The 15,119-nt window shown below is 72.7% G+C and carries 16 protein-coding genes; 8 read left to right on the top strand and 8 right to left on the bottom strand.

Features of this window, described 5'->3' with window-relative positions; translation table 11 throughout:
• Window positions 1-205: 205 nt before the first annotated feature.
• Together metG and ACFYMP_RS23255 are read right to left on the bottom strand one after the other, a co-directional pair.
• A complete protein-coding gene (metG, locus tag ACFYMP_RS23260) occupies window positions 206-1,921 on the bottom strand; it encodes a methionine--tRNA ligase (protein WP_388860860.1) in 1,716 nt (571 codons plus the stop codon).
• 158 nt (window positions 1,922-2,079) lie between these two features.
• A complete protein-coding gene (locus ACFYMP_RS23255) occupies window positions 2,080-3,675 on the bottom strand; it encodes a VWA domain-containing protein (RefSeq protein WP_388860857.1) in 1,596 nt (531 codons plus the stop codon).
• Between the two features lie 347 nt (window positions 3,676-4,022).
• On the opposite strand from ACFYMP_RS23255, the gene ACFYMP_RS23250 reads away from it, so the two are divergent.
• Together ACFYMP_RS23250 and ACFYMP_RS23245 are read left to right on the top strand one after the other, a co-directional pair.
• Window positions 4,023-6,077, top strand: coding sequence for a PhoX family protein (locus tag ACFYMP_RS23250; RefSeq protein WP_388860854.1), 2,055 nt, complete (start codon window positions 4,023-4,025; stop codon window positions 6,075-6,077).
• A gap of 330 nt (window positions 6,078-6,407) precedes the next feature.
• Window positions 6,408-6,758, top strand: coding sequence for a Rid family hydrolase (locus ACFYMP_RS23245; protein WP_388860954.1), 351 nt, complete (start codon window positions 6,408-6,410; stop codon window positions 6,756-6,758).
• 28 nt (window positions 6,759-6,786) lie between these two features.
• Here the strand turns inward: ACFYMP_RS23245 and ACFYMP_RS23240 are convergent, their stop codons facing one another.
• Window positions 6,787-8,112 carry an MFS transporter gene (locus tag ACFYMP_RS23240; RefSeq protein ID WP_388860851.1) on the bottom strand — a complete coding sequence of 442 codons (1,326 nt, stop codon included), beginning with the start codon at window positions 8,110-8,112 and terminating at the stop codon, window positions 6,787-6,789.
• Between the two features lie 90 nt (window positions 8,113-8,202).
• On the opposite strand from ACFYMP_RS23240, the gene ACFYMP_RS23235 reads away from it, so the two are divergent.
• Window positions 8,203-9,198 carry a DUF5937 family protein gene (locus ACFYMP_RS23235; RefSeq protein ID WP_388860848.1) on the top strand — a complete coding sequence of 332 codons (996 nt, stop codon included), beginning with the start codon at window positions 8,203-8,205 and terminating at the stop codon, window positions 9,196-9,198.
• 20 nt (window positions 9,199-9,218) lie between these two features.
• Here ACFYMP_RS23235 and ACFYMP_RS23230 read toward each other — a convergent pair whose 3' ends face one another.
• Together ACFYMP_RS23230 and ACFYMP_RS23225 are read right to left on the bottom strand one after the other, a co-directional pair.
• Window positions 9,219-9,569 carry a hypothetical protein gene (locus ACFYMP_RS23230; protein ID WP_388860845.1) on the bottom strand — a complete coding sequence of 117 codons (351 nt, stop codon included), beginning with the start codon at window positions 9,567-9,569 and terminating at the stop codon, window positions 9,219-9,221.
• Between the two features lie 228 nt (window positions 9,570-9,797).
• Entirely contained in the window at window positions 9,798-10,613 is an 816-nt protein-coding gene (locus ACFYMP_RS23225; protein WP_388860842.1) for an alpha/beta fold hydrolase, read from the bottom strand.
• 81 nt (window positions 10,614-10,694) lie between these two features.
• Here ACFYMP_RS23225 and ACFYMP_RS23220 point away from each other — a divergent pair, with 81 nt between their 5' ends.
• The gene (locus tag ACFYMP_RS23220; RefSeq protein ID WP_388860840.1) at window positions 10,695-12,026 is read left to right on the top strand and encodes a PLP-dependent aminotransferase family protein; all 1,332 of its coding nucleotides are present in this window, start codon (window positions 10,695-10,697) and stop codon (window positions 12,024-12,026) included.
• Here ACFYMP_RS23220 and ACFYMP_RS23215 read toward each other — a convergent pair.
• Window positions 12,016-12,204: a hypothetical protein gene (locus ACFYMP_RS23215; protein WP_388860837.1), complete on the bottom strand. Its 189-nt coding sequence runs from the start codon at window positions 12,202-12,204 to the stop codon at window positions 12,016-12,018. The genes ACFYMP_RS23220 and ACFYMP_RS23215 overlap by 11 nt on opposite strands.
• Window positions 12,201-12,641: a hypothetical protein gene (locus ACFYMP_RS23210; protein WP_388860835.1), complete on the bottom strand. Its 441-nt coding sequence runs from the start codon at window positions 12,639-12,641 to the stop codon at window positions 12,201-12,203. Before ACFYMP_RS23210 ends, ACFYMP_RS23215 begins: the two co-directional genes overlap by 4 nt.
• Window positions 12,642-12,788: 147 nt before the next feature.
• Between ACFYMP_RS23210 and ACFYMP_RS23205 the strand changes: the two genes are divergently transcribed.
• From ACFYMP_RS23205 to ACFYMP_RS23190, 4 genes are read left to right on the top strand one after another with little or no spacing between them, the layout of a single operon-like run.
• A complete protein-coding gene (locus ACFYMP_RS23205; protein ID WP_388860832.1) occupies window positions 12,789-13,742 on the top strand; it encodes a Scr1 family TA system antitoxin-like transcriptional regulator in 954 nt (317 codons plus the stop codon).
• Entirely contained in the window at window positions 13,705-13,824 is a 120-nt protein-coding gene (locus ACFYMP_RS23200; protein WP_388860951.1) for a DUF397 domain-containing protein, read from the top strand. Before ACFYMP_RS23205 ends, ACFYMP_RS23200 begins: the two co-directional genes overlap by 38 nt.
• A gap of 20 nt (window positions 13,825-13,844) precedes the next feature.
• Window positions 13,845-14,171, top strand: coding sequence for a DUF397 domain-containing protein (locus ACFYMP_RS23195; RefSeq protein WP_388860829.1), 327 nt, complete (start codon window positions 13,845-13,847; stop codon window positions 14,169-14,171).
• A gap of 21 nt (window positions 14,172-14,192) precedes the next feature.
• A complete protein-coding gene (locus ACFYMP_RS23190) occupies window positions 14,193-14,519 on the top strand; it encodes a DUF397 domain-containing protein (protein ID WP_388860826.1) in 327 nt (108 codons plus the stop codon).
• Window positions 14,520-14,627: 108 nt separating this feature from the next.
• On the opposite strand, the gene ACFYMP_RS23185 is transcribed toward ACFYMP_RS23190, so the two are convergent.
• Window positions 14,628-15,029, bottom strand: coding sequence for a VOC family protein (locus ACFYMP_RS23185; protein ID WP_388860823.1), 402 nt, complete (start codon window positions 15,027-15,029; stop codon window positions 14,628-14,630).
• Window positions 15,030-15,119: the final 90 nt, after the last annotated feature.

The raw sequence follows: 15,119 nt of genomic DNA, 5'->3' as shown, positions 1-15,119 counted from the left end.
TGCCGTTCTTCCCCTGCGGCGCATTCCGCACGAGGGGCGGCTTCCCCGCATGCGGGAACTCCGGGAGGACGCCACCGTGTACGACGCCGCCTACGTCGCCCTCGCGGAGCGGCTTGGTGCGCCGCCGCCGGCCCGTGTGAACGCGCGCGAAAGGCGGCCCCGGCACCGTCCGAAGGGTGCCGGGGCCGCCGTGGACCGCCGGAGGCTACTCCCCTCCGCCGAAGCGCTCCTTGAAGGCGTCGAGGTCGTCCTCGGTGAGCTTCGCGAAGAGGACCGGCGGGACGATGAACGGGGTGCCGGCCGGCACCGAGGACAGGGCGCGGGCCTCCTCGGCGCTGACCCAGGTCGCCGTGGTGTCCGGCAGCTTGAACGCCGTGCGCATCGCCTTCGCGGAGGTCGGGACGAACGGCTCGGAGACCACCGCGTACAGGTGGATGAGGTTCATCGCGGTGCGCAGGGTGAGCGCCGCGCCCTCCTGGTCGGTCTTGATCTCCAGCCAGGGTGCCTTCTCCTCCAGGTAGGAGTTGCCCGCCGACCACAGCGCGCGCAGCGCCGAGGCCGCCTTGCGGTACTGGAGGGCCTCCATCTGCTCCTCGTACTCCGCGAGCAGACGGGCGATCTCCTCACCGAGCCTCTCCTCCGCCGCACCGGCCGCCCCGCCCTCCGGCACCGCGTCCCCGAAGCGCTTGCGGGAGAAGGACAGGACGCGGTTGACGAAGTTGCCGAGGGTGTCGGCGAGGTCCTTGTTGACCGTGGCCTGGAAGTGCTCCCAGGTGAACGAGGAGTCGTCCGACTCGGGGGCGTTCGCGATCATGAAGTAACGCCAGTAGTCGGCCGGCAGCACCTCCAGCGCGTCGTTGGTGAAGACGCCCCGGTGCTGCGAGGTGGAGAACTTGCCGCCGTAGTAGTTCAGCCAGTTGAAGGACTTCAGCACGTCGACGCGCTTCCACGGCTCGCGCGTGCCCATCTGGGTGGCGGGGAACATCACGGAGTGGAAGGGCACGTTGTCCTTGCCCATGAACTCGGTGTACGTCACGTCCTCCGCGTCGTACCACCAGGACTTCCAGTCGCGGCTCTCTCCGTCCCCGGCGGCGTCCGCCCACTCCTTCGTACCGGCGATGTACTCGATCGGCGCGTCGAACCAGACGTAGAACACCTTGCCCTCGGCGGCCAGTTCGGGCCACACATCGGCCGGGACGGGGACGCCCCAGTCCAGGTCACGGGTGATCGCCCGGTCGTGCAGGCCCTCGGTCAGCCACTTGCGGGCGATGGACGAGGACAGCTGCGGCCAGTGGTCCCCGACCTGCTCGATCCACTTCTCCACCTCGCCCTGCAACTTCGACTGGAGCAGGAACAGGTGCTTGGTCTCGCGTACTTCGAGGTCGGTGGAGCCGCTGATCGCGGAGCGCGGGTTGATCAGGTCGGTCGGGTCGAGCACCCGCGTGCAGTTCTCGCACTGGTCGCCGCGCGCCTTGTCGTAGCCGCAGTGCGGGCAGGTGCCCTCGACGTAGCGGTCCGGGAGGAAGCGGCCGTCGACCGGCGAGTACACCTGCCGGATCGCGCGCTCCTCGATGAAGCCGTTCTCGTGGAGCCTGCGCGCGAAGTGCTGGGTGATCTCCCTGTTCTGCTGCGAGGAGCTGCGCCCGAAGTGGTCGAAGTCGAGCGAGAAGCCGTCGTAGACCGCCTTCTGCGCGTCGTGCGCCTCGGCGCAGAACTCGGCGACCGGGATGGAGCGGGCGGCGGCGGCCAGCTCGGCGGGGGTGCCGTGCTCGTCGGTCGCGCAGATGTACAGCACCTCGTGCCCGCGCTGGCGCAGGTACCTCGCGTACACGTCGGCCGGGAGCATGGACCCCACCATGTTGCCCAGGTGCTTGATTCCGTTGATGTACGGAAGGGCGCTGGTGATGAGGTGTCGAGCCATCGCGGGCTGCTCCCAAGTCGCTACGTGCGGTGAGGGACGGTGAGTACCGGCCGTCTTCTTCGAACCTTGAAATCGTAGCTGACGGCAAAGGGCCGCCCACGGGGGTTTTCCCCCGTGGACGGCCTGGTGCGCTTGCGCCGCGAGGCGCGTACGGAGGGTTACGCGGTGCCGGGTTCCGGGGGGTTCCCGGTGCCCTGCGGCCGCCAGGCGGCGAGCAGGCCCGTGTAGACCTCGGCGTCGGTCAGCTCGCGCGGTGCGGGGCCCGCGTGGAAGAAGCCGGCGTTCTCGGCCGTGAGCTTGCGCAGGTAGTCGAAGCCCTTCGCGTCGTGCTCGCCGAAGGCCACGAACTGCCAGAAGATCCCCGGGTCGGCCTCGGCGGCCGCCTTGAGCGCGTCCGTCGCGGCCGTGCGGACGTCGGGCGGACCGTCGGTCTGGAACACGACGAGGGCCGGCCGTGCGGGGTCGGCGCTCTTGGCGTGCACCGCTCTGACCTCCTCGATCGCCCGCTCGTAGTGGGTACGGCCCATGCGTCCGGCCGCCGCGTGCAGTGCGTCGACCCGGTTCTCGAAGGAGTCGAGGCTCAGCTCCCCGGTCCCGTCGATCTCCGTGGAGAAGAACACGAGCGGCACCCGGGCGTCGGCGTCGAGGTGCGCGGCCAGCGCGAGGACCTGCTCGCCGAGCGCCTGCGCGCTGCCGTCCTTGTAGTACGGCCGCATCGAACCGGACCGGTCGAGCACGAGGTACACGCTCGCCCGCACCCCGGACAGCCCCGCCTCGCGCAGCGCGGTCCCGGCGCTCTTGTACGCGGCGGAGAGCGCGGGCGCCTTGGACTTGACGCGGGTGGCGGGGACGGCGGGCCTCGCGGCGGTGGCCGGCTTGGCCTTCGGCTCCGGCTTGGCCTTCGGCTCCGGCTTGGGGGAGGCGGCGGCCGGCTTGGCCTTCGGCTCCGGCTTGGGGGCGGCCTCCGCCTTGGGCTCGGACTTGGGAGCGGTCTTGGCCTTGGGAGCGGTCTTGGCCTTGGGCCCGCCGGACTTGGGAGCCGCCTCGGACTTGGGCGCCGCCTCGGACTTGGAAGCGGTCTTGGACTGGGGAGCGGTCTTGGCGGGCTCGCTCTTGGCGGCCTCGCTCTTCGCGGGCTCGGCTTCCGGCTTCGGCTCGGCCTTGGGCTTGGCCTCGGCCTTGTCCTCGGCCTTGTCCTTGTCCTCGGGTTCCGGCTTGGCCTCGGTTCGGGGCGCGGCCTTGGCCTCCGGAGTGTCTTCAGCCTGCGGTTCGGCCTTGGAGTCCGGCTCCGTGGCGGCCTTCGCGGCCTTCCCGGCCTTCGTGCCCGCAGTGGTCTCGGGCTCGGGCGCGGGCTTCCGCTCCGGCTCCGGTACGGGCTTCGCCTCGGCGGCAGGCGTCTCGGCCTTCCCGGGTTTCTCACGTTCCTCGACCGGCTCCGACGGCTTCGGGACCGTGGGGGCGGCGTCGTCCTTGGCGCGGTCGAAGGCGGCGGCGACGAGGTCCTCGGCCGCGGAGGCGCGGCGGCGTTCGACGGGGTCGGTGCCCTGCGCGGGGACGGTCGGCGCGGCGGCCTCGGCGGTCGCGACGGTCGCGGAGTCCCGCTCCCCGGCCCCGGCCCCGGTTCCGGCCACGTCCTCCGTACGCGTCGCGGTGGCGCCCTCGTCCGCGCCGTCCGCCGCCTGGTTCTCCGCGTCGGCGGTGTCGGCCGCGGCGAGAGCGGTGTCCCCGTCCTGCTCCTGTCGTGCCTCCGGCACGCCGTCCGCATCTGACTTCCGGCGCCCGAACGCGTTCCGCAGAAGATTCAGAATGCCCATGCGCGCACCCCTTCGCGTGAGTTGATTCCCGGTAATCCCTGGCCAGGGCGGATACGTAAGGTTAGCCGCAGTAATACGTGATCATGGGCAGGGTGGTCTTGGTGCGTCCATTACCCGCACCGGGGAAGCTCATGTACTCCTCATCAATTGCCGAACATCCGCCGTACGGGCGGAGTTCACGCTTCCTCCATTCCGCTGCCGCCGCGCTTTTCCGGCCCCCTCCTGGCGTCAGCCCCGTCACGCACCGCACCGGTGAACGACGGACCCAGGAACGGACGGTGGAGACCGTGCGCCCACACCTCCCGCTGATCAGCTCGCACCAGGGCGGCAGATCGGCTTTGACCTGCCGTTTCCGTTGCGGGGACGCCTGCTTCCACGAAGCCCCCAACACGAGTGGCAACCCGTACTTCGGCGAGGTCCTGGCCGGTGCGCTGAGCCGCCGCGCGGTGCTCGGCACGGCCGCCGTGGTGACTCTGGCCTCGGCGGCGGGGGCGAGTGTCCTGCCTGCCCCGGAGGCGCGGGCGGCGGGCGGTGGTTCCGGGCACGGCACGCGCCCCGGGGACGGTGCGAAGGGCCTGCGTTTCACGCCCGTACCGCCCAACACGGCGGACCGCGTGACCGTTCCGCCCGGATATCGGCAGAACATCGTGATCCGCTGGGGCGAACCGATTCTCCGCGGGGCGCCCGCATTCGACGCGGAACGGCAGTCGGCGCGGGCGCAGGCGCGGCAGTTCGGTTACAACAACGATTTCCTGAGCCTGCTCCCGCTGGAGAGGGAACGGGGTGTCGCGGCCCGTCGGCAGATTCTGGTGGCGAACCACGAGTACACGGACGAGGTCCTCATGTTCCGTGGCTACGACCCGGACGCGCCGACCCGGGAGCAGGTCGAGATCGCGTGGGCCGCGCACGGCCTCTCGGTCGTCGTGGTCGAGGAGGACCGCGGGACGGGCGCGCTGACCCCGGTGCCCCGGCACGCGCTGAACCGGCGGCTGACGGCGACCAGCGAGTTCCTGCTCACGGGCCCGGCGGCGGGCAGCGAGCTGCTGCGCACCTCGGCCGACCGCACGGGCAGCCGGGTGCGCGGGACGCTCAACAACTGCGCGGGCGGGACGACGCCGTGGGGCACGACCCTGCACGGCGAGGAGAACTTCAACCAGTACTTCGCCCACGCCTCCTCGGCGACCGACAGGCGGTACGGCATCGGCACCGGGGCGAGCGAGCGCAAGTGGGAACGCTTCGACCCGCGCTTCGACGTGTCGCGGGAGCCGAACGAGCCGCACCGTTTCGGCTGGGTCGTGGAACTCGACCCGTACGACCCGGACTTCACCCCGCGCAAACGCACCGCGCTGGGCCGCTTCAAGCACGAGGCGGCGCAGCCGAGGCTGACCGCCGACGGCCGGGCCGTCGTCTACATGGGCGACGACGAGAAGTTCGACTACCTGTACAAGTTCGTGTCCTCGCGGCGGATGCGCGCGGGCGGCGGGCGCGCCGCCCGCGCGCACAACCGCACACTCCTGGACGAGGGCACGCTGTACGTGGCGAAGCTGACGGGGGACTCCCCGGCCGCCGAGATCGACGGGAGCGGGAAGCCTCCGGCCGACGGGGAGTTCGACGGTTCGGGCACCTGGGTTCCGCTCGCGACCGGTGACACCTCGCACGTGCCGGGGATGAGCGCCGAGGAGGTGTACGTCTTCACCCGGCTGGCCGGGGACAGGGTTGGCGCGACGAAGATGGACCGCCCCGAGGACGTCGAGCCCTCGCCGCGCACCGGCCGGGTGTACGTCGCGCTCACCAACAACACGGACCGGGGCGCGAGCGGCAAGGCCCCCGCCGACGAGGCCAACCCGCGCGCGGCGAACAAGCACGGTCACGTACTGGAGCTGGCCGAGTACGGGGACGACCCGGCGGCGGAGGGCTTCGCGTGGCGGCTGTTCCTGGTGGCGGGGGACCCGGAGGACCCGGCGACGTACTTCGCGGGCTTCCCGAAGGAACGGGTGAGCCCGGTCTCCTGCCCGGACAACGTGGCCTTCGACCCGCACGGCAACCTGTGGATCTCCACGGACGGTGCGCGACTGGGCTCGCACGACGGCCTGTTCGGGGTGGCGACGGCGGGGGAGCGGCGTGGGGAGCTCAAGCAGTTCCTGACGATGCCGAAGGGCGCGGAGACCTGCGGACCGGTGATCCAGGAGCGCCGGGTGCTGGTCGCGGTGCAGCACCCGGGCGAGGTCGACGGGGCGAGCGTGGAGAAACCGGCCTCGGTGTGGCCGGACGGCGAGGGCCGCGTCGTCCGGCCCTCGGTCGTCGCGGTGTGGCGCGAGGACGGCGGCGCGATCGGCGTGTGAGCCGGGCCGGGACGCGCTGGGCGTGCCGCGCGGGGAGTGCGCGTGACGCCTCCGGGGCCGGCGGCGGCGCCCACGGCCGTACCGGGGCGGGCGAGCAGGGGAACCGCGCGCGGGGTCGTGGGGGCGAGGTCTCCGGGGCTCCGCGCGCCGGGACGTCGCGGAGCCCCGGGACCGTCGCCGTGCCTGCGGTGTCCGGTGGCCGGGCCGCGTTAGCCTCCGGTCCAGAAGCCGTGGCGCTCCTGGACCGGAGGCGCGGGCGAGGCCGGGCAGGAGGGAGAGGGAGACGTGACCGTCCGGAGGTTCGGCCCGCGCAGGGCGGGTGACCGGCTCATGTACCACCGTGCCGTACGGGTGGACGCCCCGCGAAGCTGGCTGTTCGTCTCGGGCCACGAGGCACGCGACGACGACGGGGCCGTCGTCTGTCAGGGCGACATGGCGGGCCAGATCGGGCTGACGGTGCGGCGGCTGGAGGAGAGCGTCACGGAGGCGGGGATGACGATGGCGGACGTCGTGCAGATCCGCGTCTTCACCACCGACCTGTCCGCGTGCAAGGCCCACTACGACGTTCTCCTCGACGCGCTCGCCGCGCGGGACTGCGAGCCGGCCAGCCTCCTCGCCGAGGTCACCGCGCTGTCCGATCCCGGCATGCTCGTCGAGATCGAGGCGGTCGCGGTGCGCTGAGGCCGGCAGCCCCGCGCCCGCCCCCGGCTCAGGCCGCGAGGTCGTGGGCGGCGCGCCGGGCGAGGGCGGGGCGCAGGGCGAGGACGCCGGCGGAGCCGAGCAGGCCCGTGGCGAGCGCGGTCCACCACAGGACGGCGGGGCCGGCCGCCGTGTAGAGGGTGACGCCGAGGGTCAGGGAGAGGAACCGGGCGAGGCCCCAGAACCACTGGAAGGCGCCCTGGTAGCGGCCGCGTGCCTCGGCCGGGGCGAGGTCGGCGACGAGGGCGGCGTTGATGCCGGCCGCGAGTACCTCTCCCACCGACCACACGAAGACGGACACGACGAACAGGAACACGTTGTCGGCGAGCCCGGTGAGCGCGACCCCGGCGGCGATGAGGACCCCGGCGACGGCCTGGACCCGTACCCGGTCGACGTCCGCGAGCCAGTGCGTCGTGAGCGGCTGGAGGAGGACGACGAGGACGGCGTTGACGGCGGCGAGCGCCCCGTACACGGCCGGTCCGAGCCCGGCGTCGTCCACGGCGATCGGCAGCGCGGCCTCGGTGAGCGAGTACACGAACAGGTGGACGCCCAGGAGCGGGAGCAGCAGGAGGGCGAGCCGGTCGCGCAGCACGATGCCGTAGCCCCCGCCACCGCCCCCGCCCCCGCTCTTCGCGGGCGCGCGCCCGGCGGCGGGCGGCGGCGCGGGCAGCCGGGCCACGACGATCGCGGCGTAGCCGAGCATGGAGGCGGCGTCGACGGCGAACAGCAGCCAGTAGCCGTGCGCGGCGAGCAGTCCGCCCACGATCCCGGCGGCGGCGGTCCCGATGTTCACGCCCCAGCCGAACAGGGCGTAGGCGCGGCGCCGGGCGACCGGTGCGACGGCGTCGGCCATCAGGGCGTACGCGGCCGGGCTGACCGTCGCCCCGGTGGTGCTCAGCAGGAGGGCGGCGGCGGCCAGGGTGGCCAGGCCCGGCGCGAAGAACAGGGCGCCCTGCGCGAGGGACGCGCCGACGAGCCCGAACAGCATGGTGGGGCGCCGTCCGATCCGGTCGGCGAGGAAACCGCCGAGCGCCGGGCCGAGGAGGTTGCCCGCGCCGAGCGCGCCGAGCACCCAGGGCACTTGCGTCCCGGTGATCCCCCGGTCGGCGAGGAAGAAGACGAGGAACGGGGTGACGACGTAGCCGAAGCGGTTGACGACGGTCCCCGCGAACAGCGTCCACACGGTGGCCGGAAGCCCCCGGTAGGCGGCCGGGACGAGACCGGAGACGAGGGCACGGGCTGCGGGCGTGGCGGGCGTGGCGGGGGCGGCGGCGGACGGAGTGGCGGCGGCGGTGGGGGCGCTGGCGGCGTCGGAACGCTCGGGCTCGGTGGGCATGACGCGAGCCTGCGGCCGGCCCCGCCCGAGACGGCAATGATTAAGCTCAGGCTTAACCCACGCCGTGGGAGTCCGGGGGGAGCATCCGCGATGGACGTCGAACTTACCTTCAGTACCGCCGACTTGGCGCACAGCCGGTTCGCGGTCTCCCCGATGTGGGAGGTGGTCACGAGTTACCGGCTGCTGCGTTCGGCCGCCGGGAACGTGCCGCACCGCCACTGGCTCGCCGAGGTGCGGCCCCGCGTCTCGGCGCTGCGCCTGGACTCGGGTCCGCTGTCCGAGCTGATCCCGCGCGACGGCTACCTCGCCGACTTCCTGAACCCGACTCCGGCCCGCCCCTTCCCGGACCTGTCGGAGGAGCTGGCGGCGATCCGCGCGACCGGCCCGGAGCAGGTGCGGGCCGAACTGGACCTGCTCGCCGCGCGGCTGCCCTCCGGCCGGGAGGAGGGCCCCGGGGCGCGGGCCCTGCGCGCCGATCCGGTGGCGGGACTGGAGCGGGTGACGGCGGAGATCACGGCCTACTGGGAGGCGGCGGTCGCCCCGTACTGGGCGCGGGTGCGGAAGTTGCTGGAGGCGGACGTCTTCGGCCGGGCCCGCGAGGCCGCCGAGTACGGCACGGGCCACGTGATGGCCGGGCTGCACGAGACGATCCAGTGGGAGGAGGGCGCGCTGCGCCTGGCGCACCGGGTGTGCGCGCTGGAGCGCGGGACGAGCGGCCAGGGTGTGCTCCTCGTCCCCTCGGCCTTCGTGTGGCCGCGGGTGCTGACGCGCGCGGCGACCGGCGAGTCCCCGCAGATCGCCTATCCCGCGAGGGGGGTGGGCAACCTGTGGGCGGAGCGCAGGTCCTCGGCGAGCGAGGCGCTGGCGGCGGTCCTCGGCCGTTCCCGGGCCCGGCTGCTCGCCGAACTCGACAGCCCCGCCTCGACGACCCGCCTGGCCCGCCTCGCCGCGCTCTCCGCGCCCGGCGTCTCCCAGCACCTCACCGCGCTGCGCGACGCGGGCCTGGTGAGCGCGCACCGCTCGGGCCGCGAGGTCCTGTACGCGCGCACGGCGGTCGCGGAGGCGCTGCTCGGCTCGGCGGCGTAGCGCGCGCCTTCGCCCGGACGTCAGGGGTGGACTTCGTGGAAGAGGGGTGTGTCCGGTACGGCGTCCGGGTCGGCCCAGGAGTGCAGCGGGCACCCTTCGGCGGCGCGCACGCGGGAGACGTGGATGCCGTGGAGGCACGTGGCGCACCAGCAGCGCGCGTAGCCGACGCGGGTCACAGTGTCGCCGGCCACCACGCACTGGACGGTCCGCGAGCCGCACCGGGGGCAGGACGCCTCCTCCGGCCGGATTCCGGCCGAGACGATCCGCCCGGCCAGCACCGACCACCGGCTGAAGGCGCTCCCCGTCCTCGTCTCCGCCTCCGCCTCCGCCTCCGCCTCCGCCTTTGCCTTCGTCTTCGCCTTCTTCTTCATCGCCGCCGCTCCTTCCCCGTGGTCCCCGTGGTCCCGTGCCCGCGTGGCCCGACCCGCGGGCCGGTGAGGACGGCGCGCGGGCCGTGTCCGGCAGGCCGGGGAAGCGTACGGCGCTCGCGGTGCGACCCGGGCCGAGCGGCAGCCCGCCGCGGGGCGCGCCCACGAGTCGCGCGGCCGGGGCCCTCGTCCCCTAGGCGCCGTCCGGGGCGGCCGGACCCGCCCCGGCCCTCAGCCGTCGACGCGCCACAGCAGCCCTGCGAGGGCCGTGCCGAACTCGCCCGGCCGTTCCAGGTTCGGCAGGTGCCCGGCGCCCTCGATCACGTGCAGCTCGCTGTCCGGTACGAGCGCGCGCAGCGATTCGGCGTCCCGTACCGGCGTGTAGGTGTCGAGCCGTCCCACGACGACGAGGGTGGGCACGCGGACGGCGCGCAGCAGCGGCCGGTAGTCGGGGCGCAGCGCCCGGCCGCGCAGGGCGGCGGCGGCCCCTTCGGGCGGGGCGGCGCGCATCATGCGCAGGACGTGTGGGGTGGCCTCGGGACGCGGCCCGGCGGGCTCGACCATGCGCGTCAACACCTCGGCCGCGTACCCGTTCATTCCTTCGCGTGACAGCCGGTCGGCCATGGCGCGGCGGGCGCGTACGCCGTCCTCGGTCTCCGGTTCGGCGAAGGTGTCGGCGAGCAGCAGTCCGCGTATCCGCTGCCCGAACACCGGGAGGCACTCCATGGCGATCTGCCCGCCCATGGACAGCCCCCCGAGGACGAAGCGCTCCACGCCGAGGTGGTCGAGGAGCGCGCGCAGGTCCTCGGCGAACACGGAGAGCGGGGTGGTGCCGGGGACCACGGTCGTCTCGCCGTAGCCGCGCAGGTCCGGGACGATCACCCGCCGCCGCTCGCGGAAGGCGGTGCGCTGCGGGTCCCACATCGACCGGTCGAAGGGGTGCCCGTGGATCAGGACGAGGGGGGTCCCGGGGCGGGCGGTGGTGCTGCGCCGCCCGTCGTCCTCGTACGCGACGCGGATGCCGTTGACCTCGGCGGTGTCTGCCATGGTCAGAGGCTAGAAACGGACCGGTTCTCGGTGCAATGCTCTCCTTTGCACTCGGTGCAATAGGAGGCGGGGGGAGCGGGCGTGGAGGACTACCGGCGGCTCGCGGACGCGGTGGCGGCGCGGATCGCGGCGGGCCGGCTCCGGCCGGGGGACCGGCTGCCGACGCAGCGGGCGTTCGCACACCGGCACCGCGTCGCGCCGTCCACGGCGGGCCGGGTGTACGCGGAACTCGTCCGGCGCGGACTGGTGATGGGCGAGGTGGGCCGGGGCACCTTCGTGCGGGCCGTGGAACCGCCCAGCGGACGCCCGTTGACCCAGCCGGGCACGGGGGGCGCGGCGGTGCCGGTGAACCTGGAGCTGAACTACCCGGTCGTCCCGGGCCAGGCGGAGGCCCTGTCCGCGTCCCTCGCCCCGCTCCTGCGCCCCGACGTCCTGGCCGAGGCGACGGGCACGGTGTCGCCGCGCGGCACGGCGGCGGCCCGGCGCGCGGCGGCCGGGCTGTTCGGCCCGGACGCCGACCCGGACCGTGTCCTGTTCGCGGGCAACGGCAGGCAGGCCATCGCGGCGGCCCTGGTCCGCGCCGCCCCGCGCGGCGCCCGCCTCGGCGTCGAGCCCCTGACGTATCCGCTGGTCAAGGAGATCGCGGAACGCCTCGGCCGGCTCCTCGTCCCGCTCCCCACCGACGCGTACGGCATCGTCCCGGAGGCCGTACGCGCCGAGCGTCCCGCCGCGCTGTACGTCCAGCCGGTCCTGCACAACCCGACCTCCCGCACGACGCCGAGCGCGCGGCGCGCGGAACTGGCGGCCGTGGCGGCCGAGTTGGGCATCCCCGTGATCGAGGACCGGGTGTGGTCCTTCCTGCGGGAGGACGAGGCCCCCGCCCCCGGCGGCGACCGGACCCGCACGTACGTCGTGGACAGCCTCTCGAAGCGACTGGCGCCCGGCCTGACCGTGGGCCTGTTGTACGTCCCGAAGGGGGAGGCGGGCCGTACGGAGACGGCGCTGCGCACGGGCGGCTGGAGCGCGCCCCGCTTCGCGCTGGAGGCGGCGCGACGCTGGCTGGAGGACGGCACGGTAGCCCGCCTGAGCGAGGCGAAGAGACGCGACGCGGCGGCCCGACAGGCCCTGGTGGCACGCCACTTGGCGGGCGACTTCGTGATCGACACCGACCCGCACGGCTACTACGCCTGGTGGGAACTGCCGTCCCCGTGGCGCGCCGACACCTTCGTCGCGGCGGCGCGCGAACGGGGCGTCGCGGTGACCCCGGGCAGCGCGTTCGCGGTGCCGCCGTACACGGCACCGCGACGGGTCAGGCTGGGCCTGGCCTCTCCGGAACCGAGCGTGCTGGCCGGCGCGTTGGAGCGCCTGGCCGCCCTCGCGCGGTCCACCGAGAGCAGTGCTCTCAGTCCTTGAGGCCGTGCTTGGCGCGCCGGTGCCGGGCGAGCAGGACCCGGCAGTCGACGGCCTGGCTGTGGTCGTACACGGCGAGCGCCCTGCGCTCCTGGTCCATGAGCTTGGCGCAGGCGGAACAGAGCGGTGGCGCGTCCGGGCCGTCTTCTCCGGGGGGCGCGTCGGGGTTCTGGTGCGTCACAGGACTTCTCCTCGGCTACGGGCGTTGGCGCGGGCGGCCTCGGCCCGCAGTCGTTCGGCGGGACCGGCGATCCGCACGTCGGAGGGCGCGGCGCTCCACTCGCACCCGCCGCGCACCGGACGCAGCCACCAGCGGCCGCCCATCGCGGCCTGGAACCGGGCGAGTTGCTCACGGCGCGTGTCGACCACGATGGTCCCCGTCGCGGGCTGGGGCGGCGGCGGACCGGGTTCCGTGCGGGGATTACCGAGAGTGACTCCCGTGGCCTTGCCTCCGAGGACCTTGGCCAGCCGCACCGCGACCGCGCAGGGCAACGGGTCCACCTCCACGACGGGCCCCTCGGCCCCGAGGGCGCCTCTTATCGGAAGGTCGAACCCCCGTGCGAGTAGCGCCAGATGAAGCGCGGAGGCGATGTCCTGCGGAGCTGGAGAGGCATTCATCCCTTGCGGTCCCTTGTGTTGTGGTACATCACGATAAGAGAATCTTTTCTCGCTACGGAGTGTGAGTTCAGGTTCGCGCTGGGGTAGGCATCCGCGCAATGCGTGACACGTGCCAAGGGTCGGTGTCACACGGCTGAAGGGAAGTCAATGGGGCAGCGAAGGAACGGGGACAGGGCGGAGCTGCCTCAAGGGGGATCGGCCGAGACCTTCGGGCAGGTCTTACGTCACCTGCGGAAGCAAGCCGGTTACACACAGGCTGAGTTGGCGGCCGAGATGCACTGCGATCGCTCGCTGCTGGCGCGCTTCGAAGCCGGTACGCGCGTGCCGGACGAGAGGGCTGTGCGGTTGGCTGACGAGTTTCTGGGCGCCGGTGGTCTACTGGTGCTGTTGTGGGCGCGCACCGACTGGTATCCCGAGGTGCAGCATCCGGACTGGTTCAAGCGGCGTGCGCAGATGGACAGCAAGGCGACAGCGATCTTCGAGTATCAGAGTGTCGTGATGCCCGGACTGCTCCAGACCCACGGGTACGCCTTCGCTCAGTTCGCGCAAGTGAAGCCGCTGGACGAGGTGGAAGGCGCCGTGCGAGCGAGGCTGAGCCGTCAGGGCCGCTTCATCGCCCCGGGAGGCCCGCTTCTCGTGGTGGTACTGGATGAAAGCTGCATCACCAACGTGGTCGGAGACGCCCAAGTGATGAGCGAACAGTGCAACCACCTGCTGATCATGGGCGCTCTGCCCAACATTCGCATCCAGGTGGCACCGGCGGACGCGCCCCACATCGTCCGCCCGTTGCGCCCGATGTCGATCATCCATCATCCGGACGGCACCCGGTGTGTGTACTCGGAATCGCTGGACCAGGGCCACTTCGTCGATGAACCGGGAGCTGTCACCAGGCACGGTCAGACCTATGATGTGCTCAGGGCTGACGCTTTGTCTGCTTCTGAATCGGCGGCCATGATCCGAGCCGCGATGGAAGGGTACGACCAGCATGGTGAACCACGACCTCGGCGCGGCAACGTGGCTCAAGAGCAGTTACAGCGACAACAACGGCGGCAACTGCGTCGAAATCGCCTCCGGCCTCCCCGGCGTCGTGCCCGTCCGTGACAGCAAGGTGCGGCGTGGTCCCGTTCTCACGTTCGGCGCGGCCGAGTTCACCGCGTTCCTGGAGTACGCCAAGACGAAGTAGCCCGAAGGGGGCCGGTTCCGATGAGCGAACGTACCTGGCGCAAGAGCAGCTCCAGCGGCAATAATGGCGGCGAGTGCGTGGAGATCGCCGACCCGACCCCCTCCGGCACGGTCCCCGTCCGCGACAGCAAACGCGCGGACGGTCCCGTCCCCTTGATCGGCGCGACCGCGTACTCGCGGTGGATCAAGAGCAGCTACAGCGGGGCCAACGGCGGCGACTGCGTGGAAAGCGCGTTCGGTTTCCCCGGCCTCGTCCCCGTCCGTGACAGCAAGGTGCAGAACGGCCCCGTCCTCGTGGTCAGCGCGGCCGAGTTCACCGCGTTTCTGGAGTACGCCAAGACGAAGTAGCCCGAAGGAGGGCCGGTTCCGATGAGCGAACGTACCTGGCGCAAGAGCAGCTACAGCGGCAACAACGGCGGTAACTGCGTGGAGGTTGCCGATCCGATCTCCTCCGGCACGGTCCCCGTCCGCGACAGCAAACGCGCGGACGGCCCCGTCCCCTTGATCGGTGCGACCGCGTACTCGCGGTGGATCAAGAGCAGTCACAGCGGGAACAACGGCGGTGAGTGCCTGGAGATCGCGCCGGGCGTTCCCGGCCTCGTCCCCGTCCGCGACAGCAAGGTGCGGGGCGGACCGATTCTCGTGGTCGGCACGGCCTCGTTCCGCGCGTTCGTGGAGTACGCGAAGGCGGAGTAGCGGACCGGGCGGGACGAGCGCGGGAGCGGCGTCCGTGGTGAGGCGCGGGCCACCGGCGTGGACGCCTGGGCGGGCCCGCCCCGCTGTCCGCGCCGACGGCGCCGCGCGTCAGCGGCCGAACTTCGCGATCGCCTCCGGGGTCACCGGGGTGAAGAAGTTGACGAGGTTGCCGTCCGGGTCGCGGAACAGGAGGGACCGGTTGCCCCACGGCATGGTAGTGGGCTCGTTGACGAACTCGGTCACGAAACCGGTCAGGTTCTCGTGCACGCGGTCCACGTCGTCCACCAGGAACTCCAGGATCACGCTGTGGTTGTCGGCCGGGCGCGAGGAGCCGGGCGCGAACAACGGCACCGTACGGGTGCTCGCGATGGCGAGCGTGGCGCCGCCCGGTGTGCCGAGTTCGGCGAAGTCCTCGGTGGACCAGGCCGCCGGCAGCCCGGTGGCCCGCTCGTAGAACGCGACGAGGCGCGCGACGTCGCCGGTGATGACGCGGATCGAGACGAAGTTCACGGTGTTCTCCCGGGGGGTGAGTGATGGGGCGATGCTTGGTTCCTCGCGGTGCACGTTAGGACGAATAGCGGGCGGAACCGGTCCGGTATT

The sequence above is a fragment of the Streptomyces sp. NPDC007088 genome (genome assembly GCF_042869355.1).
GTDB lineage: Bacteria > Actinomycetota > Actinomycetes > Streptomycetales > Streptomycetaceae > Streptomyces.
Note: the sequence above shows the minus strand (reverse complement) of the source record. Positions and strands in the feature narration are given on the sequence as shown.